Consider the following 23,636-nt stretch of genomic DNA (forward strand, 5'->3'; position numbering starts at 1 on the left):
AGTTAGGAATAAATACTTCTTTTGCTGGGACAAATTTAACCCGACAGTATAAAAACGTCCCAGTCGGATAAAAAAATAATAAACAATAAATTATTATTTATCATTACCACATAACTAATTCTATACTATAAACTATATTCCTGCAAGAAAAATAAAAAATTTAATTTATTTTATATGAAAAATACTTCTACCATAGTATAATCTTTAGAAAAGTTTTGAATATTGAACTAAAAATATCATTTTTATAATTAAAATCAAAAAAATTTTTCACCACCCTCCCTGAAAAAGGTGGTCTTTGCCGACCGAGGAAGTACTCTTGGGGTGAATCAATCACTGGCTAATTCTCTAGGTCTTTAAAAAAGACCTTTCGCAATAAATTTGCTACTAGCCAATAGCAGCTAGCTAATTACTATTCATGTTCATTCATGGCTATAAAAAGATCCCTTGAAGTTTTATTTCTTTCTTAAAATCCCCCATCAAATCTCACTTTTTACTGCTCTTTCTTATCTTATCAGCCATTTTCTTTATTCTTCTCAATCTATTATTGATTCCTGATTTACTCAAAGGAGGGCTTAATAATTCTCCTAATTCCTTTAAACTTGCATAAGGATTCTCTCTTCTCAAGTGAGCAATTTCTTTCAAACTAGGAGATAACTTATCTAATCCCTTTAAATTTTCTATTAACTCTATATCATCTAATTGTCTTTGAGCTGCACTAACAGTCTTATTTAAATTAGCAGTTTCACAGTTTACTAACCTGTTAACATTATTTCTAATTCCTTTATAGACTCTAGTATTTTCAAATTGAAACAATGAGGAATATGCTCCTATAATATTTAATACCTTTACAATATCATCGGATTTTTTTAAATATAATAGATAGTTATCTTGTTTATTTCTAAATTTAATGTCAATTTCAAAGTTATTGAATAACTTTATAACTTCTTTTGCATATTCTTGATAAGAAATACTCATTTCTAAGTGATATTCACTTTCTGGATGGCTAATTGATCCTGCTGCCAAGAAGAGCCCTCTCAAGTAAGCTTTTTGACAGCATTTATTATTCATAAATTCATCTTTTATTTTATAATTTATCTGATACCCTTCTTCGATCAATCCACAATTCACCAGTAATTTTTTTACTCCTTCTTGGGGTGGAACTTTAATAATATAATAATTTTTCTTATCTAAATACATCTTTTTTCTAACTACAATTTCAGTAAAAAAATTAAACTGTTCTTTTAATAATTTATAAACTCTTCTGGCTACAGAAGCATTTTGACTAACTAATTTAAGTGCTAATTTATGCCTGACAATTTCCAAGCTACCATCTAATTTAATTAAAGCTGCTAACTCAGCCAGTTGACAACAACTATCCAAATCTTCCTTCCTTGCAACTTCATTCTTAACATCATCTGTAAAAGACATATCTATCTCCTCATATCTATAAATTATAATAATATAACTATATTTACTATTACCTTCTTTCTAGAATCAAATCTATAATAACTTTAGCTAATTTATCTGGATTATGTCTAACTAAATCTAATTGATTGATTAAAGATTCTTCAATCACTTCAATATTAAGTTCTTCTAATTTATCCCAATCTATCTCAACAGGCTTAGCACCCTCTTTAGCGTACTTAAGCAACAAATCAGAATCTACTTCTTCATTATTAACTAGAACATAATCTATAATATCATCGCCAACATGATCATATAAAGTTTGGACATGATCTGATACAGTATAATCATCCGTCTCTCCAAATTGAGTCATAACATTACATATATATAGCTTTAATGCTTTAGAAGATTTTATACCCTTACTCAATTCCTTTACTAGTAAATTAGGTAGCAAACTAGTATAAAGGCTACCTGGCCCTAAAATAATAGCATCAGCCTCTTTAATAGCTGTGAGTGCCTCAGGTAAAGGTTTACTATTCTCAGGATTAATAAATACTTCTTCAATCTTACCTTCAACTTTTGGTATCTGAGATTCTCCCTTTATTAACTCTCCACTCTTTAATCTGGCAGATAATCTAACATCTTCTAAAGTAGATGGTAAGACCTGACCTTTGATAGCTAAAACTTTACTAGATTCTTTAACAGCTTTATCAAAGTCTCCTAACACCTCAGTCATAGTCGCTATAAATAAATTACCAAAACTATGTCCTTTTAAATCTTCACCATCTGAAAATCTATATTGAAATAACTTCTCCATTAACGGTTCAGTATCAGCCAAAGCTACTAAACAGTTTCTAATATCTCCTGGAGGTAATATACCTAACTCATCCCTTAAGGCACCAGAACTACCTCCATCATCTGCCACTGTAACAATAGCTGTAATGTTATTAGTAAATTTCTTAATCCCACGCAACATAGTAGAAAGACCTGTACCACCACCAACAACGACAATCTTTGGCCCCTTTTTACGATACCTCTCTTGATATAGTAGTTCAATTAATTCTGCATTCTTATCTGGCAACAAAGCATCATAGATAGAAATAATCATTCTTCTAATTCCTAAACCTACAACATAAATTCCAGCTAAGACAAGTAAAAATCCAATAACCTCATATCTTAACAAGTTTAACTCATTAAGATTAAGGGCCATCGAAACTCCTAAACTAATTAAGATAACTCCAGATATTATAACAAAGACCCACCTTTTAAATTTCAAGCCAGGATAAAGCATCAATCTTAATTTATTCATAGCTTACCCCCTATCTTTCTGAATCACGATGCTCAATTAAGACATTATATCTACCATTTAAACTTTCATATAGTTTTTCAGCAAAAGTAACAGAGCGATGTTTACCTCCTGTACAACCAATTGCTATTGTTAAATGAGTCTTGCCTTCCTTAATATAATTAGGCAATAAAAATTCAATTAAATCAAATAGCTTTTCTTTGAATTTTTGGGTTACTGGCCATTTCAATACATATTCTTGTATTTTTTTATTCTCTCCAGTTAGGGGTCTCAAAGAATCTACATAATGAGGATTAGGCAAAAATCTAACATCAAACATTAAATCGGCATCTAAAGGTATTCCATACTTAAAGCCAAAAGAAAGGATAGAAACCGTCAACTGCTTATCCTGAGAGACTTTAAGGAAGGATTCTTTAATTGCTCCCTTTAACTCTTTAGGTGATAAATTAGTAGTATCAATAATCTTATCTGCTTTCCCTCTGATTTTATCCAATTTTTTTCTTTCTAGAGATATTGCCTCTGAAATTCTTCCTTTAGGTGCTAAAGGATGCCTTCTTCTAGTCTTTTTAAACCTATTTATTAACATTCTTGTATTAGACTCTAAAAATAAAATTTTATAATTTACTCCCATTCCTTCTAACATAGATAACTCTTCAAATAAACTATCAAAAAAATCTCCACCTCTAACATCAATTACTAAGGCAACTTGTTCAACCTTGCCTTGAGAACGAAGGTATAACTCTGCAAATTTAGAAATTAGAGCTGGTGGTAAATTGTCCACACAAAAAAAACCTAGATCTTCTAAAATTTTAATAGCTTCAGATTTTCCTGCCCCTGACATACCTGTTATAATAATAAATTCTGAATTGTTATCCATATTTTATCACCTCTTTTAAAATAAATACTTAAATCTACATACAAAGTGTTACAATAATATTATCATTTAAATCTTAGAATCACAAATAAAATAACTTCTGTATGTTATTAACTTCTTTACACCTCTGAATAGATTAAATATAATTAACAAACATTTATAATATCATCTCTAGTTAGTCCAGCTTTAGTCGCTAAATCTAAGGAATTATCAACACATCCTACCTGCTCTGGAGCATGTGCATCACTACCTAAGCTAAACTTAGCACCTTCTGATACTGCAATTCTTAAATACTCCTCTGTAGTATGCATGTGACTTTCATTTATTTCTAAATGTGTTCCTCTTTTTACAGCCGCCTTAGCTAAAGTACTAGTATCTATATTAACACGATATCCTGGATGAGTAATTATATCTATCTTATACTTATTTAATGATTTAATCAAAATATCAGTATTTTTATATCTTATCTCTTCTTGTTTTAAATTTAATCTGCTCATTATAGCATTATTAAAAATAATATTTATCCCATCCTTCCATGAGCTAGGACGTATATACAAATGAAAACCTACCAATACTTTATCTAGTTCTTTTAAAATAAATCTTGGAACATCCAAATCCCCATCTATATTAATAATATTTGCTTCTACTGCTGATAATACTTTTATTTCCGGATAGAACTTGTCATACTTCTCTACTTCCTTCTTTATTTCCAATAATGTTGCTGCATCCTTAACCCCTAATTTAGTTAAACCTTGACTTGCTGGACCATGATCAGCAATAGCTATTTCTTTTAACCCTTTTTCAATAGCAGCTTCTATATTTTCTCTTATACTTCCTTTACCATGACTATAACGAGTATGGGTATGATAATCAGCATATAATTTCATTAAGTTCTCTCCTTCTATCTATATCTTATACTTCAACTTGTAGATATCATTTGTTAAAAATTATTATGATGACTAATCAATTCTATAAAATTTTTATATTGATGGATCTCCAAATCTAAAATAAAAATTATAATATTTTTGCTTTTAACTTCTTAAGTTGAATAACTGTATATTTAACTTTAGTATCTACTTTAAAGATATTTTTAAACATTATCTTAATCAAATTGTGTAATTAGTATACTCTAAGCCAATTAAATTTGGCTCTTTCACAATTTTTTCGTGAAAGTGACTTTTAAGATATTAAACCTTTCATAATCTTATTAGTACATATTCCCCGCTTTTAAGATTTTTGGATATTTAATTTTTATCTTTTTAAGGCTCAATAAGTATACTTATTGAGCCTTAAATTTTAATATATTTAGTCATTGGTTAATGAAGTATCATTAATTCTAAAATACTATTTATTTAGATAAATAAACCTAGTTTAGATGAAATAATTCCTATTAAACTCATAATAAAATAACCTTCAATAGCTGTTAATTTTGACATTAGAATAGCATATAAGGTTAAAATTACTTCTATCCAAAGAAAATACTCTATTTTCCCTTCTATCAAAGGACTATTCCATTCCACAATCATAGGAACAGTTAAAATAACTAAAATAATAACTATATTTCTTAAGCAATATCTTAAAGAAGAGGTTTCAATCAATTTAAATAAATAGTATAACAGATAACAACTCATTGGAAATAATAAGATGGCCCAATAAAATGAATTAAGTAATAATACAGAAGTTACTACAACAGATATCACATAAGAATAATACCAAATACCATCTTCTTTGACAGTAAATTGTATAGCTTGAATTAGAAACATTGATAATCCTACAATTGGAATTAATGCCCCACCACTTACTGCCAAATCATTTAGAAACTGTGCAGGAATTAATCCTAACAGTTCCTTAATCAAATAATTACTGCTTAACATAATCATATTAAAAATAAAGACTATCCCAATAAAATAACTCTTCTCTTCTGCCCAACTAAAGCTTTCTTGGAAGGCAAAAACTAATATCAATACTAAGGACAAATTAAAAAATAAGCTAATATTAGCTGTTAAAGATATTAATGATACAGTTAATAAACTTAGTAGCAAACTATACTTTAAGCCTAGTTTATAACCTATTAATTTACTTCCCCAAATCAACTCCACTATTACACCAACTGTAACTCCTGCACTAAAACCTTCTTCCCCAAAAATCAACCCTAAAATAGGAGTTAATATTATAGGATGAAATAAAATTTTTAATTTAAAGTTTAGTCTAGATTTAATATAAAAAATTAATGTAATTACCACAGCTAAAATAATATTTAAAATCATAATTCTCCCCTTTTATTTAATCTGATTTTTTAATCCAATTTAATTAATATGTCCCCAGCTTTAAGGCCAAATTTAAGATAAAGCGACAGTTACTAGTGATAAGTGACTAGTAACCAGTAAATTAACTTAACTTGTCACTCGTTACTGTCTCTTTATAACCATAGTATCTTAATTATATTCTAAAATTAACTCAGTATATTTTTAATACTAAAACTAAATTCAACTATAAAATTTATAATAACCATTATAGAAAATATACAAAAATAACCATTAATAATATTTCTATAAAATTATAATAATTCCTCTTTACTAAAAAACTTTAAAAAATTAATTAACAATAGGTATTTCAGAAAATTTATTTAGTCAAAGCAGTGAATTTAATTAAATAATTTTGTTAAAACTAATTTTAAAGTTCCTCTTAAGAAATGAACATATTTATTAAATTAACTAAAAAACTGGTGCATATCTTAGCTTTAACTTTAACATATTAATAAAAAACAATACCTATTTGGGAGGTATCTAAATGACAGAAAAAGGCTATCTAGCTTTAGTATTACATTCTCATTTACCCTATGTTCGACATCCAGAAGATAATTCTGCATTAGAGGAAGATTGGCTTTATGAAGCAATTACAGAAACATATATTCCACTCATTAATGTCTTCAATGAATTAATAAATCAAAAGACTACATTTAAATTAACTTTATCCTTATCTCCTACTTTAATATCTATGCTAACTGATAATTTACTACAAAATAGATACTCAAAGTATTTAGATAATTTAATTGAATTAAGTGAAAAAGAGATAAATAGAACAGCAGATCAACCTCAATTTAATACTATAGCCAAAATGTATAATAATAAATTTAAATTAGCCAAAAAAATATTTAATAAGTATAATCAAAACTTAATAAATGCTTTTAAAGAATTACAAGATTTTGGAGTATTAGAAGTTATAACTTGTACAGCTACTCATGGATATCTCCCTTTAATGAACAATTATCCTGAAGCAATCAGAGCTCAAATCAGAGTGGGAATTCAAACATATCAAAATAATTTCCACCAAAAACCAAAAGGTCTTTGGCTCCCCGAGTGTGGATATCATCCAGGTATTGATAAATATCTGTGGCAAGAAGGAATTAGATACTTTTTTGTAGATACACATGGGATATTAAATGCTAAACCTAAAACTTATTATGCAAATTTTGCCCCAATATACTGTCCATCTGGAGTAGCTGCTTTTGCTAGAGATGAAGAATCCTCAAAACAAGTCTGGAGTTCTAATGAAGGATACCCAGGGGATTATGATTATAGAGAATTTTATCGTGATATTGGCTTTGATTTAGACTATGAATATATCAAAAACTATATTCATCCTGAAGGTTTTAGAAAAAATACAGGAATTAAATATTATAAAATTACAGGAAACAGTGATTATAAAGAAGTTTATCAACCAAAAGTAGCTAGTAAAAAAGCAGATATTCATGCTGCAAACTTTTTATTCAACCGTCAAGCACAGATAAATCATCTAAATAATAAAATGGATAGGCCTCCAATTATTGTTTCACCCTATGATACAGAATTATTTGGTCATTGGTGGTATGAAGGTCCAATCTGGCTGAAGTATTTGCTAAAACAAATCTATGATAAACAGAATGAAATTAAATTAATTACCCCAAGTCAATATCTAGATAAATACCCTGTTAATCAAGTAGCTATACCTTCTCTTTCTAGCTGGGGAGCTTTTGGATATAATCAAGTCTGGTTAGATGATAGCAATGATTGGATTTATCCACCTCTTCATAGGGCAACAGAAAAAATGATCGATCTAGCAAATCAGTTATCATCTCCTGATAGATTACAAGCTCAAATTCTTAATCAGCTTGCTAGAGAACTCTTATTAGCACAAAGTAGTGACTGGGCTTTTATTATGAAAACTAATACTATGAAAGAATATGCCATAAGGCGCACCAATGAACATCTTGAAAACTTTAACAACCTAGTCGAACAATTAACCCAGAATCAACCTGACCTAGAATATTTAAAGGAATTAGAAGAAAAAAATAATATATTTCCAAATATAAATTATAGAATTTATCAAAGTACTAATAATGAAAATTATAAAGAGGTGAGTGTCTAATATGGCATTATTATTCCTGTTATTAGTAGGAACATTTATTTTATACTTCTTCTTATTACCATCAAATCAAGATATAAAGAATAAAAAGAAGATAAGAAATAAAAATCAAAAATCAATTCAGATGAATAAATTAAATTATGATATGGAAGCAGGGAGGGAGATATCTAATATAGATACTATCTCAACAAAAAGTAAAATACAAAACACTAAACAAGATAATCAATTACTAATCAGTAACAATTGGAAAAAGGCTTTATTAAAAAAGGATATGGAAGTTTCAAGAATACCCTCTGATAACTTTAAAGTTAAGGTTGCACCTAGCTCTTATTGGAAGGAAGAAAAACTTTGGGAATCCTTTAATAAAAATAAACTCGTTTTATTAAATAAAGATCCCCACTGGATCTATGCTTATTGGAATATATCAGAAATAGAAACAGAAAAAACAAAAGCTATAATTAGACTCTATGATATTACTGAACAAGAAAATAATACTTTTTCAGATATAGATATATCATTAAAAGATAATAAGCAATATATTAAAGCTCCACATTCTGATGGATATTATTATGGAGAAATTGGCCTTATTACAAAAGGAGATATATTCATCGCTTTGGCTAAATCTAAAACTATTTTAGTTCCAGCAAATAAACCCCATAATAAATTTGGTGATTTGTGGATGAGAGTATCTAATAATAAAAAAGAATATCTAGAATATACTCCTAAAACCTCCTTAAAATACAATGCTACTAGATTAAATAAATCTTCATTTTCTTTAAACAAAAAATAAAAAACCTTCGATGTTTTTTTCATCGAAGGTTTTTTATTTTATTTATATAATTGACCATTATGCACTTCAAAACTCCAATTATCCCCATGATTATTATCCCAATTATCAGCACAATCTTTAAAACAAAAATTAAACCTATCTGTAGTGTTAACACGCAATTGAGCAGTCCAATTCCCATCATTTTTAGGCTGCATTTCAATATCAGTTATGTCTCTCCAATTATCTTTAAAACCTACTCCTGCATGTAAATAAACTTTATTTGCTCCAGATTGATTTAATAATCCATTATATTCAACTGTTACCTTTTCTCCTGCTGTAATTGGAGTTGGGGTAACTACAACATCTGAATGAGTCATTGTTTCTTGCATTATTTTACCTCCTTATAATATATTGCATTTATTTATAGCTTTTACAATCTTAAATACTTTATAAGAGGTAAATTTTACTGCTTAATAAAGTGACTTCTTAGTTTTAAAGGGAGCTTATGCCAAGTCGATTCGGTAGTACCACGATCAACATTGCGTATTAATATAGAAGATCGTGGTTATGCCAAGTCGATTCGGTAGTACCATGATTAACATTGCGTATAAAATAAAAGATCGCAGTGCTCTCCCACTTGATAGAAGTGCTAAAGTATGACCTAAAGAACAGGCCTTCATACTGGTTCAACATTTCGTAATTAAAATTGAAGAATCAATGTTAGAGTCGCTTAGGTATCGGATAAACTTTTAGAATTATTATGTCTTGTGCTATTAAAAGAACTGATACAATAGAATGATAAAGCGACAGTTTTCTCCCTCTATATTTCATAATATTTTTAATATATCTATCTCTATCTACTTTTAACTAAGCATTTATTTTATATGTTCATTTTTTCAATGATGAAAAAACGAACCAAAAAAATCACTTTGAAAAACGCTTTCTTTATATTATTAATTTTGCAAACTATTTAGATAAATTATATTTAATTGTTAGTAATTCGCTCTAAAGGAAGTCCGCTTACTTTTCAAGATTTATAAAAACAAATTATCAAATAATTGCATTATTATTGTATCTTTTAGTTCTTTTAGGAAAGAAAGCGGTATAGTTAATAAAACTAAATTTTAATAACTACTCTATAATTGTTAATTAATCTGATATTACTAATTNAGCACAAGCGTTTTCCACATTATTTTAAATGATTTTTTGGTTACTTTTTTATCTAGGGAAAAAAGGTAACCCGCCCTTAGGCGGAACCTAAAAATTTTGTTTGCTTTTAAAAAGTAAAACTGTCGCATTATCCCCATAAAAAGACACTATTTATATTAAAATTTAACTAGCACAACGCGTAATTCTTATACATTAGTAAATAGCTTGGATAAATATTTAATTCCTGCCCCTATTATTGTAGCTAAAAAAACAGTCAGAAACCCAAAGATAATAATCAATTTCCAATGTAGCCCTAACTCAGGACCTACAGCACGTACAACTGCTAATCTACCTTGTTGCAGATCAAAACTACCTAATATTTCTTTTTGATCCATCCCTTCAGGTACTAAAATATCTAAGACATTTGGATTAAGATCTGTATTACTTCCACCACCAAACTTCCACCCTTCCGATTCCTTGATTACTTCACGATAGTTATCATAAGCAAATCCATCTAAAGAGCCTACTAAAACATAATATTGTGCTTTAGAAAGATCTCCCAAAAGCTCTTTAGGGATACTTACCTTAATCGTTTTTTTATCATCTAATATCTCTATTCTATCCTCTTTTATTATGGCATCTTTTGTAGCTTTATCTTGATAGTCAAAAACCTCCAATGACCATCCTGTTATTTTAATTAATTTATTCCATGGATTTCTTTCTTCAAATCTAATATTTGCACCTTTTTTAAAAGTTTCCAACTTACCTTCATCACTATTACTGATATAAACTTGAACTAACTGATGACTAAAACCATATTTAGCATGCCAAGGATTCACTAGCTCTATAAACTTAAAATATAAGTTATAATTCTCATTACTAGAATCAACCTTAAAATAGGTCAAATCAAATAATCCTTCATAAGGACTGAATTGTTCATTCTTGGGATAAGTATAAGTCCCTGGGCCATATTCATCTCCAACTGGATCATTCATTTGAAAAATAATATTACTTTCTGCCTCTACTATAGATCCATAACATATGCAAAAAAATATAATCAAAAATACTAATATAAAATTCATTAATCTTAGCATTAATATCTCCCCTTGCTTGATAAAAGTCTTATTGTCTATTATTATGATAAAATCACTAACAATATTAAACTTTAAACTAACTATATAAGGGAAAGCAATTATTTTCTACAACTCTAATTCAATAAAAATCACTATAATAGATAGATAAAGCGACAGTTTTCTCCCTCTATATTTCATAATATTTTTAATATATCTATCTCTATCTACTTTTAACTAAGCATTTATTTTATATGTTCATTTTTTCAATGATGAAAAAACGAACCAAAAAAATCACTTTGAAAAACGCTTTCTTTATATTATTAATTTTGCAAACTATTTAGATAAATTATATTTAATTGTTAGTAATTCGCTCTAAAGGAAGTCCGCTTACTTTTCAAGATTTATAAAAACAAATTATCAAATAATTGCATTATTATTGTATCTTTTAGTTCTTTTAGGAAAGAAAGCGGTATAGTTAATAAAACTAAATTTTAATAACTACTCTATAATTGTTAATTAATCTGATATTACTAATTAAGCACAAGCGTTTTCCACATTATTTTAAATGATTTTTTGGTTACTTTTTTATCTAGGGAAAAAAGGTAACCCGCCCTTAGGCGGAACCTAAAAATTTTGTTTGCTTTTAAAAAGTAAAACTGTCGCATTATCCCCATAAAAAGACACTATTTATATTAAAATTCAACTAGCACAACGCGTTATAATAAATAGATATTGCGACAGTTTAGGAGTTTGAACATCACTAACTAATCTACAGGATTATTTTAAATATAATATTTCATTTATCTATTTTTTATACATTAATAATTCTTATCTATTAATATTTATTAATTTTTTCTTTTCAATTATCCATAAAAAAAGCCTGTGGGTAATGAACCTCCCACAGACTAAGTAATCAAATTTCATGTTTGCAATATTATCCAAAAAACTTAACTTATATTCTAAACCTATCTACTAAGATATTATATTTAAATAAATTAATTATTACTTTAAATAAGGTCCATCCTCTCCAAGCTTACCTGGTCCATCTAATACATAAATTCTAGCATTAGCTGTTCCACTACATTCAATAGTTAAACTACCATTAGTCACTTCTTTGATGTCTCCAGTTATTGCATCAACATAAGTTCCATTTGGAATTCTATTAAAAGTTGCATCTCCAGCGATTTTCACAAGTACGAAACTATCTGTATCTTTATCGGTGAACCTTCTCTTAAAGGCTATATTTCCATCTACCCCTTCAGTAGAATATTGTCCTTTCTGTAAAGCTGGGATTCTACGTCTGATTATATTTAATCTTCTTACATGCTGTGCTAATGGATGATTTAAAGTATCAGCTATTTCTCCACTGGCATCAGTATATTCACCAAAATCTGTAGCATCTACATCACCTTCAATATGATCACCAAAATAAGCTCTTCCTGAATCCTCTAATTTCATTTCATAAGGATTCCCATCAATCTGTTCTCCTGCTTTAAATAAGATTTCATTCCCATAGAAAATAGTTGGGATTCCTCTCCAAGTAAACATTAATGTCCAGTTCTCTGCCATAGTATCTTGATCATCAGTTCTTTTATAATGACTATTTCCGATCTCAAAAGGACTATAATCATGAGATTCCACATAAGTTACATTCCAAGTAGCATCATTGGTATATTGATCACCATTACGTACATTAAAAGCATTACCAGCATTTTGGAAATTCCAATGCATTCTAAAGTCAATTACACCCATTCCCGATGCTTTAGAATAATCTGGTTGATGGTATTGATTAGCATTAGGTCCAGTCAATAAATGATTATCACTAGTTGGCTGACCTCCTGTACCTATTTCTTCAGCAAGATTATAGCCTTCTAATGCAGCATACCAATCTCTCTCACTATATAAATCCCCATAAGAACTACTACCTTTTGGTTCTTTCCAAGTATAGAAAGGTTGAGATATTGGTGGATGAGCTTTATTCCAGACTTCACCTACTCTAACACAGACCTCACCAAACATATAGAAATCATCTTTTCCTCTAACTTCTTTTGCCTTTTGATTAAAAGCTGGATTGAAGTGGCGATTAAACATCACCCTACTAATATGCTTAACTGTATCAACTCTAAATCCATCTACTCCCATCTCAATATATCGATTATAAGTATCCATCAAGTAATCTTGAACTTTTTTACTTTCCGTATTCAAATCTATACAATCACCATGTATACTACCAGCTTGAACATCATAGGCCTCCCAGTTTCCTAAGAAGAAGAGGTGGTAAATTTCAGGATCTAACATATTGGCCGAATCTCCTGACCATTGATACTCATAGATTGGCCATCCTTCTGGACTATAGTATTGAGTTTTCTTACCCCAACGATCTAAATCTGGCTTTAAATTATCTACTGGCAACCAAGCTAATTCTTTGGCATTCTGTTGTAGATACCTGTAATCTTCTAGATAGCTATCATCAGCAAGCCAAGGCATCTGCTCAAGAGTTGGTTTCTCCTTCTGATATACATCTCCATTGTAAAAGTTCTTTCCTGATAATGGTTCTACACTTATACCATCATATTCAAAATCTGGATTATACTCATCATAATAATCAGCTTCTCCACCAAACCTTGCCGAGCCCCAATCTGGGTCATGAGCATCTCCCCATAAAATTCTTCGGTGTAAATTCTTCTCTCCATATCTACTACTATGATTTAACACAATATCTTGAATAACTTTCAGCCCCTTGTCATGGGCTGCATCAATAAAGTCTTGATAGGTAGCTCCTGGTGATTCTAACCTTCCATCTATCTCAGTCATATCCCAGGCATGATAACCATGGTAATCAGAATCACTTCTATTCAGTACTGGAGGAGTAATCCAAATAGCACTAAATCCTAAAGCTTTGATATAATCTAATTTTTCAATTAAACCTGCAAAATCTCCACGCCATGAAGGATCATTGTTATTATCATTCCCAGCATTTAAACCAGCTCTAGTATAACGATTATTACTAGAATCCCCATCATAAAAACGAGCTGTCATTAAGAAGTAAATTGTCTCTTCTCTAAAATCAGTTCTATCTGGAGGTGGTGGTAACTCTCCAATAGAGTATATAAATTTATACTCTTTTTTGTTTCCAGCAGCATCAACAGCTAAAGCTCTGATCCTCATACTATCATTGACCTCAATTATCTCTCCATTATATAGATAATCTGGATCCGCTAATGGCTCACTTCCATCAGCTGTATAGTACAATTTTGGTTCTGGATCTTCATTATCATCAATATCTAAAGTTAGCTCTATTGGATCAATATAACGCTTTGGCTCCTTGCTAGGTGTAATAACTGGTGCCTCAAAATCATTCCTCGGCTCTTCCCATTTAATTGGTAGATTCCCTAAATCAATTCCACTAGCTGACATATCGACAGTTACAACAGTCGAACGTCCAGGATAAAGAACTAGTTTACCTTTCTTTACAATCTCTCCATCTATCTTTACCATTAAAGGATAATGATTAGCTGCTATTCCTTGCTCAAAATTAGCTATAGAATTTTCAAAGTCAATATCTGCTTTAATAGCTTCTGAAGTAGCACTAGCTAAGACGACTTCTCCTAAATTACCTGCTGGCAAGTTCTCTAACTCTACAGATAAAGCCTCAGCTGCTGTTAATTTAAGCTCCATCTCTATTAAAGTATTTTTTGCTGCTGCTATAGTAGCACTAGCTTCACCTCGATAAGCAGCATAACCATCTTCATCCTTAGCAATAACTTTTATATCATAGCTAGCACCTTCAGTTACTTCACTAAATTCAAAGGATATTTCTTCAGCAACAGCTGTATCCTGTTGATGTTTATCATTAGGATCATCTTGATTAGTTGCAGTAATGAATACTTTACCACCTTCTAATTTGACATCATCAGTTATTGTCTGCAATAATTCAGTTGGAATATTAATAGCTATATTTAATTTTCCTATACCTTTGCTACCCTTATCCCCATCAGAACTACATCCTAGTAACAAAAACAAGGTCAATAGAGATAATAAGAATAATACTAACTTCTTATTTCTTAATAAATTCATAGTATTCTCCTTCCATTTTAATTTTTAAGTCCCATTCTCCATTTTTACTTTTTTATTAGATAAAGTAAATTTAGATATCTGTTCACTAATAAAAGAGGAGACTAAGTCTCCCCTTTAAATTAGCTAATAAACTAGACTAAACTGCTCAATTAATTTCCTACTCTAGCCATAGAAGCAGTAATATTATCATAATCTTCTTTTTCAAAAGATGTACTTGAATCTGGACCATAAGGTTCTTTAGCATTATCAATCATTGTTGGATCCCATGGTAGAACGTCCATTATAGATTCACCAAAGGTTGAAAATACTGCAACACTTATACCTGTTGTCTCAAGATAATTTCTATCTATTTCTAGAGAAACTAAAGGAATTGTGATCTGATAAGCTGAAGCTTTTTTCCCTTCTGCTTTCACATCTATATAATCATAGGTTGACATATCGGTACTATCTTTACCTCCAAGACCTGCCATACCTTCTCCTGGGACAACTGCCGCCCACATCTTTTCACTTATCGATTCATTAAAGTATACATCTCTTTCAATTCCAGCATTTGGGAAACTAAACAGGTACTCACCCTCTTCATAACTAAACTCTCCATTGTCATCTGTAAAAAACAGCCCTGGCTCCCCTACTCCTAAACGTGGATGGTGCATAATAAGTGTATCCACTCCACCTTGGAATTCAAAAAATTTATCTTGACACCAAACATTATTTCCATTAACCATTAAACCTGTACCAGATACTCTTTTGCCTGTATTTAGAACCCATCCCATAGGTAGGAATTGAGAACCTGCAAAGGATGCATCATGGTCTATAGTATCAGCCTCATCAATATTTGGAATCTCAACCATTAAATATAGATTCTCATCATCCCATGCTGCAAATAATGCATATAAATCAGGATCAGGAATTTCATGGTATCCTCTCCATGATCTAGGAGTATCAGCTATAACTCCTTGTACTATCTTCATATCTTCTGTCCAATCACTCAAGTCGGTTATGGTCTTGTATTGACCCACCTGACCATTAGGGTTAGTAGCATAATATCCATTTACAGGACCATTCTGCTCAGTTAACTTTGGATTAAGACTTGTATCATCATCTATCGTTACACTTTTACTCCAACTTCTGTATCCCTCTTTACTTGCTCTTAGTAGATAATCTCCAGCCTCTACTTCAATAGTACCTACACTAATCTCAGTATAACTTGATGCACTTGCTTCTTTATATTCAATTCTAACACCACTTAGTTTATTTCCATCACCATCAACTGGTTGAGCAATTGTTAAATTATATTTAGAAATAACTTCTTTATTTAACACAGGACTAACAGTCACTGATTGCTCTACTACTTCAACACTCTCTTTCCAGGTCTGATATCCAGCTTTACTTGCCCTTACTATATAAGTTCCTGCTTCTACTTCGATAGTTCCTACACTAATCTCAGTATAACTTGATGCACTTTCTTCTTTATACTCAATAGTAACATCAGTTATTTTATTAGCGTTATTATCAACTGGTTGTTGAATATTAAGCTCCAATTTACCAGGTTCACTTGGTGCCACTGGCTCACTTAAATCACTACCTAATCCTTCTCGATAAGCTTGTATCCAGTAGTAATATTTATCAGCAGTTGTTGGATCAATTTTTAGAGCATCGGTATAACTGTTCTCTGTGATTAATTTAGTAGTTAAGATTCTATCATACTTATCTGAACTATCACCACGGAATAGCAGATAACCATCTGCACCTTCAACTGAATCCCAAGTTAAATCTACACCAGTATCACTATAGACAGCAACTAAATTACTTGGAACAGGTGGAGCAGTATCCCAATCTACATCTATATCCAAAGAACCTTCATCATTTATACTTAACAATAAAGTTGTAACCCTCCCTGCTAAGAGATCAAAATGTTCTTTAACAATTTCTAATTCTTCTGCACCATTCCATGAAATCCCAATTGAATAAGTTCCCGCTGGAATAGCTCCAAATTCAGCCTTTAACTTAGCATCCTCTCTTTCTACAAAGTCAGTTTCTAAGCCATTATCTTCTGGTAACAACACTGCCTTAGCTGAAACATAGTCATTAGGCTTATCTGTAATTAAAACTAAACCTTCTGAATCAGTAAGGTTAACCTTAACATCAACTAGAGTAATCTCCTCTTCTGCTATCTGATCTGAAATCTGACTACCTTTATAAATACAATATTCTTTATCACCTTCTACTACTTCATAACCTTCAACTATTACATTATATTTAGCACCAATCTTCAAATCGGAAAAACTAAATACAACATCTTCGTTTATATTCTCTATCTTTTTACTATCTTCTTGTTTATCTGAATCATCTTCTGTATTAACTATCGTTACTTTTACCTTGTTCAAGCTATCTCCCAAACTAGCAATCTGCGCTTTACTCCCTGGCAAAGTAAATGAAACCTTTAAATACTCATCGCCATGTGAAATATCCTCTGTATCATCATTACTACATCCTACAAAAAGCAAGCAAACAACAGTCAATAAGATTAAAATTAAACCTCTTTTACTTTCTAATAACTTCATTAGTCCACTACCTTTCAAATTTTTATTTAATCTTATAGTAATTATAAGGATTTCCCCTTCTTGTATTCCTTAAAAAAGAATTTATTCAATAAAATGTAAATTAACTTCATAAAAATCTGCTTAAAGAGAGGTCTTACCCCCTTTAAGCAAATTACTTATTATCAAACATTAGTGTAAATACTCTCCATCTTCGCCGATCTTACCAGATCCATCTAAGACATAAATTCTAGCATTACCTTTATCACTAACATTAGCAGTTAAAGTTCCATTTGTTACATTAATACTATTACCTGTTACTACATCAGTATAAGTTCCATTTGGAATACCATTAAAAGTAGCTCCATTTGAAATAGTCACTAATACAAAACTATCAATAGCTTCATTATCATTAGTGTACCTTCTTTTGAAAGCAAGATTACCATCTATACCTTCAGTAGAATATTGCCCCATCTGTAGAGCTGGAACTGCTCTTCTGATCTGATTCAATCTTCTAATATGCTGAGCTAAAGGATGGTCTAAAGTATCAGCTACTGTACCACTTGCTGTATATTCTCCAAAGTCTGAGGCTGTAACACTTCCTTCTATATTATCTCCATAATATGCTCTACCAGATTCCTCAAAAATATCTCTATTAGTAGCAGGATCAATAGATTCTCCCTTTTTAAACTCTATCTCACTACCATAATAGATTGTTGGAATCCCACGCCAGGTAAACATTAAAGATAAATTCTCTGCCCATGTTGCTTGGCTTTGATTAAACCTCTCATTTAAGGAACCATTAGGTCCATAATCATGAGAGTCTACATAGGTTACATTCCAAGTTGAATCATTATAAAACTTATCATCATCTTTTAGATTATTAAAAGCAGTAGAAGCATCTATAAAGTTATGATGTAGGGTAAAATCTATCTGGTCTAATCCAGAACGCATCGACCAATCTGGTTGATGATACTGATTCCCATCTAATAAGTGATTCTCTGAAGTTGATACATTATCTAATGTTTTATTATCCTCCCAAAATTGTTTAGTAGAACTCATATTAGTTTCAGTATCCCCCCACGGATAACTTTTTTCTTCCTTCCAAGTATAAAATGGGACTGAAATATTTGGGTTATCATGATTCCAAATACCGCTATATATAGAAGCTACTTCACCAAACATGAAGAACTCCTCACCACCTCGTTCTTTAAAGTAAGGAATAAATTCATTATTAAGAGTCAACCTGGAAATATGCTTAACTGTATCTACTCTAAAACCATCAACTCCCATATCAATATAGCCATAATAAGCTTCTCGTAAATACTTGCTAACTTTTGGGTTTTCGGTATTTAAATCAACACAGTCTCCAGCAATTTGACCTGTTTGAACTGTATATCCTTCCCACTCTAGATTTTTCTCATGATGATAAATATATTCCGTATCATAATTGTCTTCCTTCATTGCAGCAATTCTTGCTTTATATTGCAGGTCAGGAACTAAATTGGCATAATCTTTACCATAAACCTCCTTAGCCACTGTATTTAAGAGTTCATTTGCTTCTAAGCTATTAGGATCATTATCATTATAGATATAATCTCCACTATTATCTTTTTTGAATAGTGGATAAAGGTTCTCTTCTCCCATGTTAGAAGTATGATTAAAGACAACATCTTGGATAATCTTCATACCTTTATCATGGACAGCATCAACCAAATCTTCATATGTTGCTCCTGGTGATTCATAACGAGGATCTACTTCTGTAAAGTCTCCTGCATGATAACCATGATAATCTAATCCACTATAATTTTTGACTACTGGAGTAATCCAAATAGCACTAAATCCAAGGGCTTTTATATAATCTAACTTCTCTATAAGCCCCTGAAAATCACCTCTCCAAGCAGGATCACTTGGTGGGTTATTTAAGTAGCTTTCTTCATCCCAACATACTATATTATTAGCAGGATCACCATCATAAAAACGACTGGTCATTAAGAAATAAATCGTTTCTTTTCTAAAGTCTGTTCTATCTGTTCCTGCTCCAATATAATATCTAAATTGTACTTCTCTTCTATTCCCTACATTGTCAACTGCTAAAGTACTGATTCTCATACTCTCATCAATCTTAATTTTTTCTCCAGTATATAAATAATCTGGATCTTCTAATGGCTCACTTCCGTCAGTTGTATAGTACAATTTTGGTTCTGGATCTTTATTATCCTCAATATCTAAAGTTAGCTCTATTGGATTTAGATAACGCTTTGGCTCCTTGCTAGATGTAACAACTGGTGCTTCAAAATCATTTCTTGGCTCTTCCCATTTAATTGGTAGATCTCCTAAATCAATTCCACTAGCTGACATATCGACAGTTACAACAGTCGAACGTCCAGGATAAAGAACTAGTTTACCTTTCTTTACAATCTCTCCATCTATCTTTACCATTAAAGGATAATGATTAGCTGCTATTCCTTGCTCAAAATTAGCTATAGAATTTTCAAAGTCAATATCTGCTTTAATAGCTTCTGAAGTAGCACTAGCTAAGACGACTTCTCCTAAATTACCTGCTGGCAAGTTCTCTAACTCTACAGATAAAGCCTCAGCTGCTGTTAATTTAAGCTCCATCTCTATTAAAGTATTTTTTGCTGCTGCTATAGTAGCACTAGCTTCACCTCGATAAGCAGCATAACCATCTTCATCCTTAGCAATAACTTTTATATCATAGCTAGCACCTTCAGTTACTTCACTAAATTCAAAGGATATTTCTTCAGCAACAGCTGTATCCTGTTGATGTTTATCATTAGGATCATCTTGATTAGTTGCAGTAATGAATACTTTACCACCTTCTAATTTGACATCATCAGTTATTGTCTGCAATAATTCAGTTGGAATATTGATAGCTACATTTAACTTTCCTATACCTTTGCTACCCTTATTCCCATCAGAACTACATCCTACTATCAATGAAACTATTGCTATAATTGCTATTAAGAATAAAAATTTTCTTTTTATTAATCTATTCATCCAGACCTTCCTTTCAAAAATTTATTTCCTAATTCAAATTATAAGGAAGGAGATTCCGACTTATAAACTTATTATTTGTAACAGTGATAAGTAACTAGTATAAAGAAGCAAAAACTTCTCACCTCTTAATAAGTACTCACCACTGTTATTTAAAAAACTTAGCTTTAAAATTCAACCTTTTTAGTTTTTAGACCAAAAGTAATTCCCTTAGAGCGACTTCTGCACAGACTACGGGTTAAAACTCGTATTTAGAGACTAATAGCTAGCTAAAAAGTGTCGCATTATCCACCATCTATAGCTCCAGATTTAAATTATACTCTAGAAGCACGAAGCTATATCTTTTAAGCCACCACTCACTATTGAACAAGTAAGAAACGGCCTGTTAGTCCATCAACAGGAATACTATAGCTTCCTGATCCGCTGATTATTTCACCTGTTAGAAGGTCTTTTAATCCATTCCCTCCAACATTGACTTGAATTGTAGTTTGGGTGGTACCAGTGTTTAAAAGATAAACTATCTGTTCACTACCATCTGGATCACTCTTTAAATCGGCATATTGATGTCCACTTGCTATTAAATTCTCTCTTTTCCCTCTCCATAAAGCAGGATGTTCTGATCTTATCTTCATCAAACTCTTTGTATAATCGAGCATACTTTCCTCATTAGTAGAAAATCCAGAAATTTTTCCAGTACTTCTTGCACAGTTATCATCATGAACCTGATTAATATCACCATCATTTATATATCCTTTTCTTTCAGCTCCCCATTCATCTCCATAATAGATAGTTATAGGTCCAGTATAGGCTGCAACAAAACTCATAGCTGCCTTATATCTCTTCCAGTATTCACCTATTCCACCACGTTGCATTAAGTCTCCAAATCTCAAAAGATCATGATTATCAAGAAACATATTTGGATAAACACCATCTATTTTATCAGGAGAAGTGAATCCCCAATTAAGAGCAGAAGCATCACCATTATTGCCAGCACCACTTTCTTCAACTGCTAGAGTTTGAACAAGTTTATATCTTGTTGGAAAATCAAAAGCTGATAGTAAAGCTTTCTCTCCATTATAACCAGTGTAAGCATTCTTCAGGATACTTTCTCCTCCACCATCCCAAATTTCAGCTACCATATAACCAAGAGTTCCCCATTCTTCACCTCTAGTTTTTCTTTGCTCACAAACCTCTTCAACAGCTCTTCTAATATCTACCCAATAATTTTTATCCTGATAATAATCACCATCATGAGGCCCAGTAGCAACTTGATAAGCCTGATCTAATCTCCAACCATCAACCTCAAACTCTTCAATCCACCATGTAGCTACCTCTTTATAAAATTCTAAACTCCCTGGATAGTCTACAGGATCATTCCCTCCAGCAGGAGTTTTACCTGTAGGGGAAGGTCTAACACTACCTTTATGATGTCCAAAAACACCATCTAAGAAGACATATAATCCTTTTGCATGAGCTTCATCTATTAATTGCTTTAACTTATCATTGCCCCCCCAGTTATCATCTACATTAAAATAATCCTGAGCAAAATAACCAGTAGCATCTAATTTATCATTTCCATTTGACTCAAAAACAGGAGTTAACCAAACCGCATTCATTCCAAGCCCCTTAATATAATCAAGAGCCTCAATCACACCATCTAAATCTCCATAAGCATCATCATTTCCCCAGACAGCAGGGAAATTCTCCCTTCCATCACCATCCAAAAATGTACCAACAAAAACTTGGTAAATCCTTAAATTATTGAAATCCTGCGTCACAACTGGTCCATTACCTGGAATTTCCACAGGAACAAGACTAGTGAAATCACTGACCAGTCCTTCAGCAGTAACAGCTCTTACTGCATAGTAGTAAGTTTCCCCAGGTGTAACACTACTATCTGTATAATTCAGATTACTGGTTTCAGCAAGGAAGGAGGTAGAAATTTCAGAAGTTCCACGATAAATTTGATACTTTACTGCATCACCTTGCCATTCTAAGACAGCTTCAGAATTACTCTCCTCACCTACTAAATTACTTGGAGCCTCAGGAGCTTCAGCCCAAATAACCTTAATCTCTCCTAGATCATTACTTGCTCCTGATAAGTCGATCACTTCAGTATTGCTAATTCGCCCTGGCAAGATATAAATTCCACCATATTTTTTTGTATTATCGTCTAATTTAATAACTAGATCATAATAGTTAGCTGAAATAGTGCTTCCACTAAAATCAGCCTTATTATTCTCTAGGTCAATATCTGCTTCAATATTATTAGCACCTTGTAAAATAACCTTACCTGAAGTAGCTTCGCTTGGTATATTATCTAAATTAACTACTAAATTACTTGCCTCAGTTAGTTTTAACTTAATCTCATCTGTAACCTCTCCTGAAACAAGTATCTCTGAATTCCCCCGGAAAACAGGGTATTCATTCTTAGCTTTATCATCAATATCAAAAGCTGTAGCTTCAATCTTATAAGTTGCATTTCGTGCCAATTCATTAAACTCAACAGATATGATAGGTTCTAAATGCTGCCCTTCTTCAGCAGTTACTGTCTCAGTTTGAATATCTTGACTATCTTCTTTATTTGTTATCGTAACCTCAATTTTATCAACCTTAACCTTATCTGTTATCGATTGAATCAAAACATCTGGAATCTTAACTTGATAAGTTAGCTTTGAATCTCTTATAAAATCACTTGAATTATTATCACTACTACAGCCTACAGCCATCACTAATACAAATGACATTAATGTTAGCAATAATAATTTATTTCTTCTAATCATTGCTTGCATAAAAGACCTCCTTTATGATTAACATAAATTAATTTCATCTAATTAAACTAATCAATATCAATTTATAGCTAAATAACTCTAAAATGAAACTTAATGGATATAAAGAGACATTTTTAGGTGATAGGAGTTAGGTCATAGGGGATAGTAAGGTCTTCCTACCTCCCATTTCCTAACGCCTAACTCCGAAAGTGTCACTTTATCCTTCTATAACTACATATTTAAGTTACACT

Annotated in this window: 13 protein-coding genes; 2 read left to right on the top strand and 11 right to left on the bottom strand. The window is 31.3% G+C overall.

The window, feature by feature from the left end:
- Positions 1-483 precede the first annotated feature (483 nt).
- The 5 genes from whiA to OREMA_RS0103615 form a co-directional block, all read right to left on the bottom strand.
- Positions 484-1,428, bottom strand: coding sequence for a DNA-binding protein WhiA (gene whiA / locus OREMA_RS0103595; protein WP_018247915.1), 945 nt, complete (start codon positions 1,426-1,428; stop codon positions 484-486).
- A 49-nt stretch (positions 1,429-1,477) separates the two neighbouring features.
- Entirely contained in the window at positions 1,478-2,713 is a 1,236-nt protein-coding gene (locus OREMA_RS0103600) for a gluconeogenesis factor YvcK family protein (RefSeq protein ID WP_018247916.1), read from the bottom strand.
- 10 nt (positions 2,714-2,723) lie between these two features.
- Entirely contained in the window at positions 2,724-3,587 is an 864-nt protein-coding gene (rapZ, locus tag OREMA_RS0103605) for an RNase adapter RapZ (RefSeq protein ID WP_018247917.1), read from the bottom strand.
- Between the two features lie 143 nt (positions 3,588-3,730).
- A complete protein-coding gene (locus OREMA_RS0103610) occupies positions 3,731-4,471 on the bottom strand; it encodes a PHP domain-containing protein (RefSeq protein ID WP_018247918.1) in 741 nt (246 codons plus the stop codon).
- Between the two features lie 465 nt (positions 4,472-4,936).
- Positions 4,937-5,851: a hypothetical protein gene (locus OREMA_RS0103615; protein WP_018247919.1), complete on the bottom strand. Its 915-nt coding sequence runs from the start codon at positions 5,849-5,851 to the stop codon at positions 4,937-4,939.
- Between the two features lie 523 nt (positions 5,852-6,374).
- Between OREMA_RS0103615 and OREMA_RS0103620 the strand changes: the two genes are divergently transcribed.
- Together OREMA_RS0103620 and OREMA_RS0103625 are read left to right on the top strand one after the other, a co-directional pair.
- Positions 6,375-7,991, top strand: coding sequence for a glycoside hydrolase family 57 protein (locus tag OREMA_RS0103620; protein WP_018247920.1), 1,617 nt, complete (start codon positions 6,375-6,377; stop codon positions 7,989-7,991).
- 1 nt (position 7,992) lies between these two features.
- Complete coding sequence (locus OREMA_RS0103625) at positions 7,993-8,778, top strand: DUF4912 domain-containing protein (RefSeq protein ID WP_018247921.1); 786 nt, start codon at positions 7,993-7,995, stop codon at positions 8,776-8,778.
- 38 nt (positions 8,779-8,816) lie between these two features.
- Here OREMA_RS0103625 and OREMA_RS0103630 read toward each other — a convergent pair whose 3' ends face one another.
- From OREMA_RS0103630 to OREMA_RS18185, 6 genes are all read right to left on the bottom strand, one after another.
- Positions 8,817-9,146 carry a carbohydrate-binding protein gene (locus OREMA_RS0103630; protein WP_018247922.1) on the bottom strand — a complete coding sequence of 110 codons (330 nt, stop codon included), beginning with the start codon at positions 9,144-9,146 and terminating at the stop codon, positions 8,817-8,819.
- A 966-nt stretch (positions 9,147-10,112) separates the two neighbouring features.
- Entirely contained in the window at positions 10,113-11,000 is an 888-nt protein-coding gene (locus tag OREMA_RS0103635; RefSeq protein WP_018247923.1) for a glucodextranase DOMON-like domain-containing protein, read from the bottom strand.
- Between the two features lie 981 nt (positions 11,001-11,981).
- Positions 11,982-15,056, bottom strand: a complete 3,075-nt coding sequence (locus tag OREMA_RS19100; RefSeq protein WP_018247924.1) for an alpha-amylase family glycosyl hydrolase — start codon at positions 15,054-15,056, stop codon at positions 11,982-11,984.
- Positions 15,057-15,205: 149 nt separating this feature from the next.
- Entirely contained in the window at positions 15,206-17,620 is a 2,415-nt protein-coding gene (locus OREMA_RS0103645; RefSeq protein WP_018247925.1) for a fibronectin type III domain-containing protein, read from the bottom strand.
- Between the two features lie 168 nt (positions 17,621-17,788).
- Positions 17,789-20,617, bottom strand: a complete 2,829-nt coding sequence (locus tag OREMA_RS19165) for an alpha-amylase family glycosyl hydrolase (protein ID WP_018247926.1) — start codon at positions 20,615-20,617, stop codon at positions 17,789-17,791.
- A 356-nt stretch (positions 20,618-20,973) separates the two neighbouring features.
- Positions 20,974-23,406 carry an alpha-amylase family glycosyl hydrolase gene (locus OREMA_RS18185; RefSeq protein WP_018247927.1) on the bottom strand — a complete coding sequence of 811 codons (2,433 nt, stop codon included), beginning with the start codon at positions 23,404-23,406 and terminating at the stop codon, positions 20,974-20,976.
- Positions 23,407-23,636: the final 230 nt, after the last annotated feature.

The organism is Orenia marismortui DSM 5156, assembly GCF_000379025.1.
Taxonomy (GTDB): Bacteria; Bacillota; Halanaerobiia; order Halobacteroidales; family Halobacteroidaceae; genus Orenia; species Orenia marismortui.

What these genes read in the sequence shown, in the direction of transcription:
- OREMA_RS0103635 (WP_018247923.1), bottom strand. Translation starts at nt 11,000, where the DNA reads ATGCTAAGATTAATGAATTTTATATTAGTATTTTTGATTATATTTTTT.
- OREMA_RS0103610 (WP_018247918.1), bottom strand. Translation starts at nt 4,471, where the DNA reads ATGAAATTATATGCTGATTATCATACCCATACTCGTTATAGTCATGGT.
- rapZ (WP_018247917.1), bottom strand. Translation starts at nt 3,587, where the DNA reads ATGGATAACAATTCAGAATTTATTATTATAACAGGTATGTCAGGGGCA.
- OREMA_RS19165 (WP_018247926.1), bottom strand. Translation starts at nt 20,617, where the DNA reads ATGAATAGATTAATAAAAAGAAAATTTTTATTCTTAATAGCAATTATA.
- OREMA_RS0103630 (WP_018247922.1), bottom strand. Translation starts at nt 9,146, where the DNA reads ATGCAAGAAACAATGACTCATTCAGATGTTGTAGTTACCCCAACTCCA.
- OREMA_RS18185 (WP_018247927.1), bottom strand. Translation starts at nt 23,406, where the DNA reads ATGCAAGCAATGATTAGAAGAAATAAATTATTATTGCTAACATTAATG.
- OREMA_RS0103625 (WP_018247921.1), top strand. Translation starts at nt 7,993, where the DNA reads ATGGCATTATTATTCCTGTTATTAGTAGGAACATTTATTTTATACTTC.
- OREMA_RS0103615 (WP_018247919.1), bottom strand. Translation starts at nt 5,851, where the DNA reads ATGATTTTAAATATTATTTTAGCTGTGGTAATTACATTAATTTTTTAT.
- OREMA_RS19100 (WP_018247924.1), bottom strand. Translation starts at nt 15,056, where the DNA reads ATGAATTTATTAAGAAATAAGAAGTTAGTATTATTCTTATTATCTCTA.
- OREMA_RS0103600 (WP_018247916.1), bottom strand. Translation starts at nt 2,713, where the DNA reads ATGAATAAATTAAGATTGATGCTTTATCCTGGCTTGAAATTTAAAAGG.
- whiA (WP_018247915.1), bottom strand. Translation starts at nt 1,428, where the DNA reads ATGTCTTTTACAGATGATGTTAAGAATGAAGTTGCAAGGAAGGAAGAT.
- OREMA_RS0103645 (WP_018247925.1), bottom strand. Translation starts at nt 17,620, where the DNA reads ATGAAGTTATTAGAAAGTAAAAGAGGTTTAATTTTAATCTTATTGACT.
- OREMA_RS0103620 (WP_018247920.1), top strand. Translation starts at nt 6,375, where the DNA reads ATGACAGAAAAAGGCTATCTAGCTTTAGTATTACATTCTCATTTACCC.